The organism is Sulfitobacter sp. HI0129, assembly GCF_001635395.1.
GTDB lineage: Bacteria > Pseudomonadota > Alphaproteobacteria > Rhodobacterales > Rhodobacteraceae > Sulfitobacter.
Map to the genome: position 1 here is coordinate 1 of NZ_LWGH01000341.1, position 8,926 is coordinate 8,926.

General features: G+C 65.4%; 10 protein-coding genes. 4 read left to right on the plus strand and 6 right to left on the minus strand.

All coding sequences use genetic code 11. The features are described from left to right. Positions 1–11 precede the first annotated feature (11 nt). Positions 12–644, plus strand: a complete 633-nt coding sequence (locus A3764_RS08535) for an MT-A70 family methyltransferase (protein ID WP_067921203.1) — start codon at positions 12–14, stop codon at positions 642–644. Between the two features lie 72 nt (positions 645–716). Here the strand turns inward: A3764_RS08535 and A3764_RS08540 are convergent, their stop codons facing one another. Next, positions 717–1,874, minus strand: a complete 1,158-nt coding sequence (locus A3764_RS08540) for a sensor histidine kinase (protein WP_067921205.1) — start codon at positions 1,872–1,874, stop codon at positions 717–719. Between the two features lie 168 nt (positions 1,875–2,042). On the opposite strand from A3764_RS08540, the gene A3764_RS08545 reads away from it, so the two are divergent. From A3764_RS08545 to A3764_RS08555, 3 genes are all read left to right on the plus strand, one after another. Then, positions 2,043–2,444: a PaaI family thioesterase gene (locus A3764_RS08545; protein WP_067921208.1), complete on the plus strand. Its 402-nt coding sequence runs from the start codon at positions 2,043–2,045 to the stop codon at positions 2,442–2,444. 117 nt (positions 2,445–2,561) lie between these two features. Continuing rightward, the gene (locus A3764_RS08550; protein ID WP_067921215.1) at positions 2,562–3,248 is read left to right on the plus strand and encodes a hypothetical protein; all 687 of its coding nucleotides are present in this window, start codon (positions 2,562–2,564) and stop codon (positions 3,246–3,248) included. A gap of 64 nt (positions 3,249–3,312) precedes the next feature. Next, on the plus strand, positions 3,313–3,747 hold the full coding sequence (locus A3764_RS08555; protein ID WP_067921210.1) for a DMT family transporter: 435 nt from the start codon (positions 3,313–3,315) through the stop codon (positions 3,745–3,747). Positions 3,748–3,773: 26 nt separating this feature from the next. On the opposite strand, the gene A3764_RS08560 is transcribed toward A3764_RS08555, so the two are convergent. The 5 genes from A3764_RS08560 to proS form a co-directional block, all read right to left on the minus strand. Further along, a complete protein-coding gene (locus A3764_RS08560; RefSeq protein WP_067951485.1) occupies positions 3,774–4,754 on the minus strand; it encodes an Ldh family oxidoreductase in 981 nt (326 codons plus the stop codon). A gap of 147 nt (positions 4,755–4,901) precedes the next feature. Beyond that, on the minus strand, positions 4,902–5,585 hold the full coding sequence (locus A3764_RS08565) for an ABC transporter ATP-binding protein (protein WP_067923582.1): 684 nt from the start codon (positions 5,583–5,585) through the stop codon (positions 4,902–4,904). Next, on the minus strand, positions 5,578–6,873 hold the full coding sequence (locus A3764_RS08570) for a lipoprotein-releasing ABC transporter permease subunit (protein WP_067923585.1): 1,296 nt from the start codon (positions 6,871–6,873) through the stop codon (positions 5,578–5,580). Before A3764_RS08570 ends, A3764_RS08565 begins: the two co-directional genes overlap by 8 nt. A gap of 75 nt (positions 6,874–6,948) precedes the next feature. Then, the gene (locus A3764_RS08575) at positions 6,949–7,455 is read right to left on the minus strand and encodes a DUF2937 family protein (RefSeq protein ID WP_067923588.1); all 507 of its coding nucleotides are present in this window, start codon (positions 7,453–7,455) and stop codon (positions 6,949–6,951) included. Positions 7,456–7,567: 112 nt separating this feature from the next. Continuing rightward, entirely contained in the window at positions 7,568–8,908 is a 1,341-nt protein-coding gene (gene proS / locus A3764_RS08580; RefSeq protein ID WP_067923591.1) for a proline--tRNA ligase, read from the minus strand. Positions 8,909–8,926 lie beyond the last annotated feature (18 nt).

The window sequence follows — 8,926 nt, forward strand, 5'->3', positions numbered from 1 at the left end:
GGGGGGGGCACATGACGCAAGAAGCATCCGACGATCTGCGCAGCTTTCTGGACGGTAAACGTTTTTCCACCATCATGGCGGACCCGCCGTGGCGCTTTGCGAACCGGACCGGCAAGGTCGCGCCCGAGCACAAGCGGCTGGCGCGCTACCCGACCATGGAGCTTGCGGATATCTGCGCGCTGCCGGTGGCGGAACACCTTGCCGAACCGGCGCATTGCTACATCTGGGTGCCCAACGCGCTGCTGCCCGACGGGCTGGAGGTGATGCGCGCATGGGGGTTCGAGTACAAGTCAAACCTGATCTGGCACAAGGTCCGCAAGGACGGCGGTTCGGACGGGCGCGGCGTGGGGTTCTATTTCCGCAACGTGACCGAAATCGTGCTGTTCGGGGTGCGGGGCAAGAACGCGCGGACCCTGCCGCCGGGGCGCAGGCAGGTGAACCTTTTCGCGAGTCGCAAGCGCGAACATTCCCGCAAGCCCGATGAGCAATACGACATCATCGAAGCCTGCTCTCCCGGGCCTTACCTGGAGTTGTTCGGGCGCGGGCGACGCAAGAACTGGACCGTCTGGGGCAATCAGGCGGATGACGACTACAAGCCGGACTGGGATACCTACAAATACAACTCCGGTCTGGTGGCGGAGTAGCGCGGACCTGTTGCGCGCGGATCAAGGCTCATCCCGACCTGCAGGGCGCAGACCGGGATAAGCCATCCTGTTTCACGCAGCGTTACCGAGCGGGCTGACCCCCAGATCGCCCGCCTGCGGGATCATCACCGTGAGGTTGATACCATGGCTGAGGCTCTGGGTGATCACGAACTCGCCCCCCAGTGCCTTGGCCAGCGTATCGATCAGGGACAGGCGCAGGGTAATCGGGGTCGACCCCTCTGACAGCCTGCCGATCGTCCCGCTGTTCGATTCAAGATCGGTGAGTTGATAGGCGAGGTTCTGGGGAACATCCTCAAGCTGGAACTGGCCCACATTGCTGTGCACGGTGATCCGGACGCCGTCGGACCCTTCGCCTGTGCGGATTTCGATGCTTCCCCCGTCGGAGGCGGTGCAGGTCGCGGCATGCAGCATGGTGGAGACCAGCGTTTCCGCCGCGGACCTTATCAGGAAGACCTCCTGATGGCCGGGGGTATCCATTGCAACGGAGACGCCTGCCTTTTCGGAATGGAGGTGCTCCAGATCAATCGCCTTGTTGACGATTTCGGTCAGATTGCAAGGCTCGCTGTCCTCTTCGATCTGGCGTCGGCTTTCCACGTCCGACATTTCCAGAACCGAATTCAGCGTCTGCAGCAGGGCTTCGCCGGAGGCCGAGATCTTTTTCACGAAGGCCTTGGTCTGGGGGTCCTGCGCCATGCTGTTGGAGCTGGATTGCAGCAAGGCGGAGAACCCGAGGATATGCGTCAGCGGGGTTCTGAAATCGTGTTTCATCCCCGACAGCATGTTGAACTTCTCGGAGTGTTCCCGTTCGAGTTGCTCATACTGGTATGTGGCCGAGGCGATGGAACTGTCCAACCGGATGATGCATTCCTGCAGGCTGCTCATCAGAATGCCCGCTTCGTCCTCGTAGGAAACGGGAAGGCGGGGCAATGTCCGATCCTTCAGATAGGCCTGGGCGGCTTTCGACGCGGTACGCACCGGCGAAAGCAGCGAATGCATCACGAAGAGGGTGGCGCCCGTGCCCAGAAGGGTCGCCAGCAGCATGGCCGCCAGAACGTCGAGTTGCGCCATGATCGGCGTCGGGTCTGCAGTCAGCGCATAGCTCACGGCCCCGAACATGGGAACATGGACGCCGATAAAGCTGACCAAGAGAATCTTGCCTTCGTAGGTCGCAGGCCAACGCTTGCGGGCTAAGTAGCTGTACAGTTTCACTGGTTCATCTTTCCTTGAACAATTAATGGCCGTTAACTACTGGGGCAATTGGAGCCAAAAGATGGCTTTGATCTGTTCGCGCCACGGTGTTTTGGCCGATTTGGTTGAAACATGCATTTGCAAACAACCTTTGCGGTATCAGCGTCAGACCAAGGTAGGGGGAGCCGGATGACAGAGGCCGAGGCACAGCAATTCCTTGAAACGAATTTCGCCCCCTGGGTGCTGGACCTGAAACCGCGCGTAACCGCGATCGGACCGGAGGGGGCGAGCCTGACAATCCCGATCGGGCCGCATCTGCTGCGCACGGGGGGCATCCTGTCCGGTCAGGCGGTGACGGCGCTGGCGGATACCGCGATGGTACTGGCCTGCGGTGGCCATGCGGGCGAGATGATCCCGGTGGGGACCGTCACGCTCGATACGCAGTTTCTACGCCCGGCAAGCGGCGAGGCGCTGATCGCCCGCGCCGAGGTCACCCGCGCGGGCCGCAGCATGATATTCGCGCGCGCCGAATTGACGGAAGCACCCTCGGGCAAGACCGTGGCGCTGGCCACGGCGACCTTCGCACGATAAGCCCATTGGCAGCCCTGCCCCCTGCCCCGGGGACAGCGCGCACCGGGCCACCAAATCGTGAGGCGGGCGTGATATTTGCCGCTTGAACTGCGGGGCGTGGCGGGCCTTACTGGGACCATGCGTCGCCCTCTCATCCTTCTTCTGCTTTTCACGTTGGCCGCCTGCGGAAGGCCGCTCACAACCAATGAGCGGCAGTTCATGTCGACGATTCACGGCGCGACGCTGGACCTTGACCGGGTGCGCCTGCATGACGGCGCGCCGACGCGGGCTGTGACCTTCCGGCGCAAGCCGCGCCCGCGCACCACCTGCCGCGAAATGATCCTGCCGCCGGTCGAAGAAGAAAAGATGGTGACGTCGAAACCCGCCGCCGTCGCCCTTTGGAACACTGTCCTGTTCGACCGGGACTGGTATCTCGACGATTACCTGCCCGAGTATCCCGACAAGGTGAACCTGATCGCGGCCATGCTGCTCGCGCATGAGGTCACCCATGTCTGGCAGTGGCAGAACCGGCGCACGACGGGCTATTCCCCGCTGCGGGCGGCCACGGAACATTCGGTCAGCGACGACCCCTATCTTTTCGACATCGGGGCGGACCGGCGCTTCGGCGATTTCGGCTATGAACAGCAGGGCTCCATCGTGGAGGAGTTCGTCTGCTGCCGCGCGCTGGCCCCTGCGGCCCCCCGGACCGAGCGGTTGCATGCGCTGATATCGCAGGTCATGCCCGTGGCACCGCTGCCGCCCGCGCCCACCGCCGATGTGACCGTGCCATGGGACGGTGTCGATCTGGACGCGATCTGCCAATAGCCTTGCCTCTGCCCGTCGGCGCGGCCATTCTGCCGCCAAAACCGGACGATGAGAGGAGCAGCCCATGGCCCATTACGCGCTGATCATGCTGGCGGCGGGCATCGGGATACCCCTGCTGGCGGCGCTGAACGCCGCGCTGGGGCGCGCCATCGGCTCCCCTGCGGCGGCGGCGACGGTTCTTTTCGTGATCGCCTTTTCCGTGAGCCTGCTGCTGGCGCTTGTGACGGGGCCGCAGGCCTTCGCCCGCATGGCGACGGCACCGCGGCACCTGTTCCTCGCCGGTTTCCTCGTGGCGTTCTACGTGCTGTCGATCACCTATATCGCCCCGCATTTCGGCGTGGGCAACGCCATCTTCTTCGTCCTGCTGGGGCAACTGATCAGCGCGGCGGCGATAGATCACTACGGGCTTTTCGGGGCGCAGGTCGCCCCGTTGGGCTGGGCGCGGATGACAGGTATCGCGTTGATGGCGGCAGGGGTCTGGATGACGCAGCAGGTCTGATCTCCCCCCTGCGGCAGGGGCGCAGCCTAAGCGGCGGCGAGATCCGTCACCAGCTTCCACAGATCGTCGGCAACGTCGACCGGATCGGAGGGCACCCGGTTCTGGCCCGGCATGCGGCCCCCCGGATCGGTCTGGCAGGCCTCTGCCAGCGTGCTTAATCGTTCGGCAAAGTTCGGGCCGGTCGCGGGATCAAGGACGATGTAATATTGCCCCAGATCGTGGGGCGCGCCCTCGGGCGCCTTCAGCGGTTTGACGTCCTGCGACAGGACCCCGCCCGCCATGCCGGCGGCCAGAATCTCGGCCATCAGCCCGAAGCCCCAGCCCTTGTACGCCCCGATCGACACCAGAGAGCCGGCAAGCGCCGCTTCGGGGTCCGTGGTCGGGTTGCCGTCGGCATCCAGCGCCCAGCCTTCGGGAATCCTCTCTCCGGCGGCCTTGGCCATGGTGATCTTGCCCAATGCGACGGTGGTGGTGGATTGATCGAACTGCATCGCCACCCCGCCCTGCCCGTCCGGCACGGAAAAGGCGATGGGATTGGTGCCGATGATGCGGGTCTTGCCGCCCGGTGCCGCGACGATGGGCGAAGCGTTGGTAAAGCCGATGCCGATCATCCCGGCCAGCGCGATCTGTTCGGTGAAATACCCCAGCGATGTGCAGGTATGCGCCTTGCCCACGCCCAGCGTAGCGACACCAGCCTGCCGCGCGGCATCCAGCGCCACGGGCAAGCCGTAGCTGAAGGCCGGCTGGGCAAAACCGTAACCCGCATCGACAAGTACCACGGCCGAGCGCAGGGTGCGCACGTCTGGCCGCGCATCGCCTTTCACACGGCCACTGCGCAACTGCTGGCAATAACTCTCCACATAGTAGAGCCCGCAGATCCGGTTGCCGTGGCTTTCCGCGATGGCGACGGCACGCGCCACCTCTGCCGCCGGAAAGGCGTCAGCCCCATGGGCCATCAGAGCCGTCTGGGTGACAGTCTCGATTTCTTTCAACGATACCTGAACCATGCGCGTCCCCCCGGCGCGGGAATGGCGCCGGGAATGACTTTCTCGCAGCACTGCCGTGGGGTCAAGCGCCGCGTTGATGCGGGGTCATTTGCGCCAGACTTTGCACGCGCGAGTTGTGCGCAGACGAGGCCAATGCGGCGGTCCGGGTCAGACCGGTACGAGATGCCCGCCGTCCAGCCTGATCTGCCGGTCCATCCGGGCCGCGAGGTCGAGGTTATGCGTCGCGATCACGGCGGCAAGCCCGGTGCCGCGCACCAGCGCCATCAGCGCGTTGAACACCTGGTCGGAGGTGCCGGGATCGAGGTTGCCCGTCGGCTCGTCCGCCAGCAGCAGCTTGGGCGCATTGGCGAGCGCACGGCAAAAGGCCACGCGCTGCTGTTCGCCGCCCGACAGCGCCGCCGGGCGGTGATCGGCGCGGGCGGCGATGCCCACGTCCGCCAGCAAGACGCGCGCGCGATCCTCGGCGCTGCTGCGCGCCACGCCATGGGCGAGCTGCGGCAGCACGATGTTTTCCAGCGCCGTGAACTCGGGCAGAAGATGGTGGAACTGGTAAATGAAGCCCACGTCCGCGCGGCGCACGGCGGTGCGGCGGCGGTCCGACAGGCCCGTCATCTCGGTGCCCGAAATGCGGATGCTGCCCGCGTCGGGTGTGTCCAGCAGGCCCGCCATGTGCAGCAGCGTGGATTTGCCCGCGCCCGAAGGCGCCACCAGCGCCACGACCTCGCCCGCCTGCACGGTCAGATCGACGCCGCGCAACACGTTGATCTCGTTCGCCGCGCCCTTGTTGTAGACCTTCGCGATGCCGCTCAGTTCCAATACCTGATCACTCATAGCGCAGCGCCTCCACGGGGTTCATGCGCGCGGCGCGGCGCGCGGGAAAGATCGTCACGATAAAGGACAGGCCCAGCGACAGGGCCACCGCCGACAAGACGTCGCCCAGTTGCAGCTTGGCCGGCAGGAAATAGATGCCCCGGATCGAGGCATCCCATGCGGTGCCCCCCGAGGCCCAGTTCACGGCGGCGAAGATCTGATCCACGTAGAGCGCGAACAGCACGCCGAGGATCACGCCCAGCGCCGTGCCGATCAGACCAGTGAAGGCCCCGCAGATGAAGAAGACCCGCAGCACCGATCCTTCGGTCAGTCCCATGGTGCGCAGGATGCCGATGTCGCGGCCCTTGTTCTTCACCAGCATGATGAGGCCCGACACGATGTTCATGGCGGCGATCAGCACGAGGATGCTGAGGATCACGAACATCACCCTGTCTTCGATATCCAGCGCCGACAGGAAGGAGCCCGAGGCGTCGCGCCATGTCCAGGCCTGTGCGCGCTCCCCCGCGACGAGCGACAGCTCCAGCGCCAGATCGTCCGCCGCCTCGGGATTTTCCAGCATGACCTCCAGTTCGGTCGCGACACCTTCGCGGTTGAAGAAGGACTGCGCCTCGGCCAGCGGCAGGTAGGCGCGAGTGCGGTCGATGTCGTAGCGGCCCGCCTCGAAGATATAGACTACCTCGTAGCCGTTGACGCGCGGGCTGGTGCCGAAGGCCGTCTTTACCCCATTGGGAGAGATCAGCTTGATGATGTCGCCCACTTCGGCGCCCAGCGTCTGCGCCACGCCGGTGCCGATGGCGATGCCTTCGTCAAAGCGGTCGATATCGCCGCGCGCGTTCTCCGACCCCGCGATGCGCGGGATTGTCTTCAGGTCTTCCAGCGCGATGCCGTAGACTTCGACGCCCGCGTTCTGCTGGCGCATGTTGGCCATGACCTGCCCCCGCACCAGCGGGGCCACGCGGGTGACGCCCTCTACCCCGGCCACGCGGGCCGCCATTTCGGCGTAATCGGGAATGGTGCGGTCCACCTGCCCCGTCTCGGACACCTCACCGAGGTTGTAGATCGTGACATGGGCGTTGGCACCGAGGATCGTGTCCACGAATTCGGCGCGGAAACCGGAGCGTACCGCCAGCGTGGCGATCAGCGCGAAAACCGCCAGCGTGATCCCGGCAAGGCTGATCCACGTCATGACGCTGACGCCGCCCTCTGCCCGCCGTGCCCTGAGATAACGCCATGCGATCATCCATTCGAAGGGCGCGAAAGGTGCGGGTTTCGAGGGGGTCTTGGCCATATGCGGTCTCGCGGTGGTGAACAGGGCTGCGCGCGGGCGCGGGATGGTAGGCGGCGGGCGATGCGAAACACGCGGTCAGCCCGCCCCCGCAGCCCCCCTACTCCGACGAAGGGGCCAAAGCAACATGCGCAGCAGCGCCCAGCCCAGCAGCCCGGCCAGAAGCGCCCCTGCCCCGGCAAAGCTCAGCCCCGCGAAGGTGAGCGGCATCGCGGGTTGGTAGACGGCCCATGCGGCCCGCGCGATCTCGGGGTCCGACATATAGGGGAGCCGGTAGGCCCGCATGAAGGGGCCTTCGCCCTCCAGCATCGCAAGGTCCCGCCGCAGGGCGTCATAGCGGGCGAAGGTGCGCGCCATGTCGATGCGGCGGCGTTCCATGAAAGGCGTGCCGCGCATCTGCGCCAGCGCCCCCGTCCGGTCGAGACCGACCGCCGTGGCGGAAGCGTCGAAATCCGCGACCACGTCTTCCAGCGCATCCACCGCGCCGCCCAGCCGTTGCAGATATTGCTGCGAAAACTCGGGAAACTGGGATCCGGCGAGCCCGCCCGCAACCCCCAGAGCGAGGACCAGCGCACGCAAGATCATCGGGCCGACCCGGCGCGGGCGCGGGGCGGGACCGGATCATGGTCGGTTCGGGTCACGTGCATGCTCCCCACCCCTGCCCCTGCTGATGAAGGGCGATGATGCGGCAGCGCCCTCAGACGATGCCCTTGTAGATGTCCGACAGCCGGGCGACGGCGGCGGCGGGAGGCAGCTCTTCGCTTTCGCCGGTGCGCCGGGAGGTCAGTTCGACCACGCCATTCTTCAGCCCGCGCGGCCCCACGGTCAACCGCCACGGCAGCCCGATGAGGTCCATTGTCGCGAACTTGCCGCCTGCGCGTTCGTCCCGGTCGTCGTAGAGCGGCTCCAGCCCCGCCGCGACCAGATCGGCATAGAGCGCCTCGCAGGCCGCGTCGGCCTCCGCATCGCCTTGCTTGAGGTTCACGATACCCGCGTGGAAGGGGGTGACACCCTCTGGCCAGATGATGCCTTTGTCGTCATGCGACGCCTCGATGATCGCGCCCAGCAGGCGGCTGACGCCGATGCCGTGGCTGCCCATGTGGACGGGAACGCTCTTGCCGTCGGGGCCCTGAACGGTGGCACCCATGGCGTCGGAATACTTCGTGCCGAAGTAGAAGATCTGCCCCACTTCGATGCCCCGCGCGGTGCGGCGTCGCTCTTGAGGGATTTGGTCGAAAAGGGCCGCGTCATGGGTTTCATCAGTGCGGGCATAGAGGCGGGTGAACTCCTCCATGATCGCGGCGCACTGGGCCTTGTCGTCATAATCGATGTCCCGGTCCCCGAAGGTGAGGTCCGTGACCGCGCTGTCGTAGAAGACCTCCGATTCGCCCGTTTCCGCCAGAACGAGGAATTCATGGGTGTCGTCGCCGCCGATGGGCCCCGAATCCGCGCGCATGGGAATGGCCTGCAGCCCCATGCGCTCATAGGTGCGCAGGTAGCTGACGAGGTGGCGGTTGTAGGCGTGCAGCGCATCCTCTTTCGTCAGGTCGAAGTTGTAGCCGTCCTTCATCAGGAATTCGCGGCCGCGCATGACGCCGAAGCGGGGGCGAATCTCGTCCCGGAATTTCCACTGGATCTGGTACATGGTGAGCGGCAGGTCGCGGTAGCTGCCGACATGGGCGCGGAAGATGTCCGTCACCAACTCCTCCGCCGTGGGGGTAAAGAGCATGTCGCGGCCGCCGCGGTCCTTGATGCGCAGCATTTCCTCGCCGTAGGCGTCATAGCGCCCGCTTTCGCGCCACAGATCCGCCGACTGGATCGTGGGCATCTGCATGGCAAGATGCCCCGCGCGGGCCTGTTCCTCGTGCACGATATCCTCGATCCGGCGCAGTACCTTGAAGCCCAGCGGCAACCACGAATAGATGCCCGCCGCCGCCTGTTTGATCATGCCCGCCCGCAGCATCAGCCGGTGGCTCACGATCTGTGCTTCGCTGGGGTTTTCCTTCAGCACGGGCAGGAAATATCTGGTCAGACGCATGGGGCGGCTCCTGAAAAA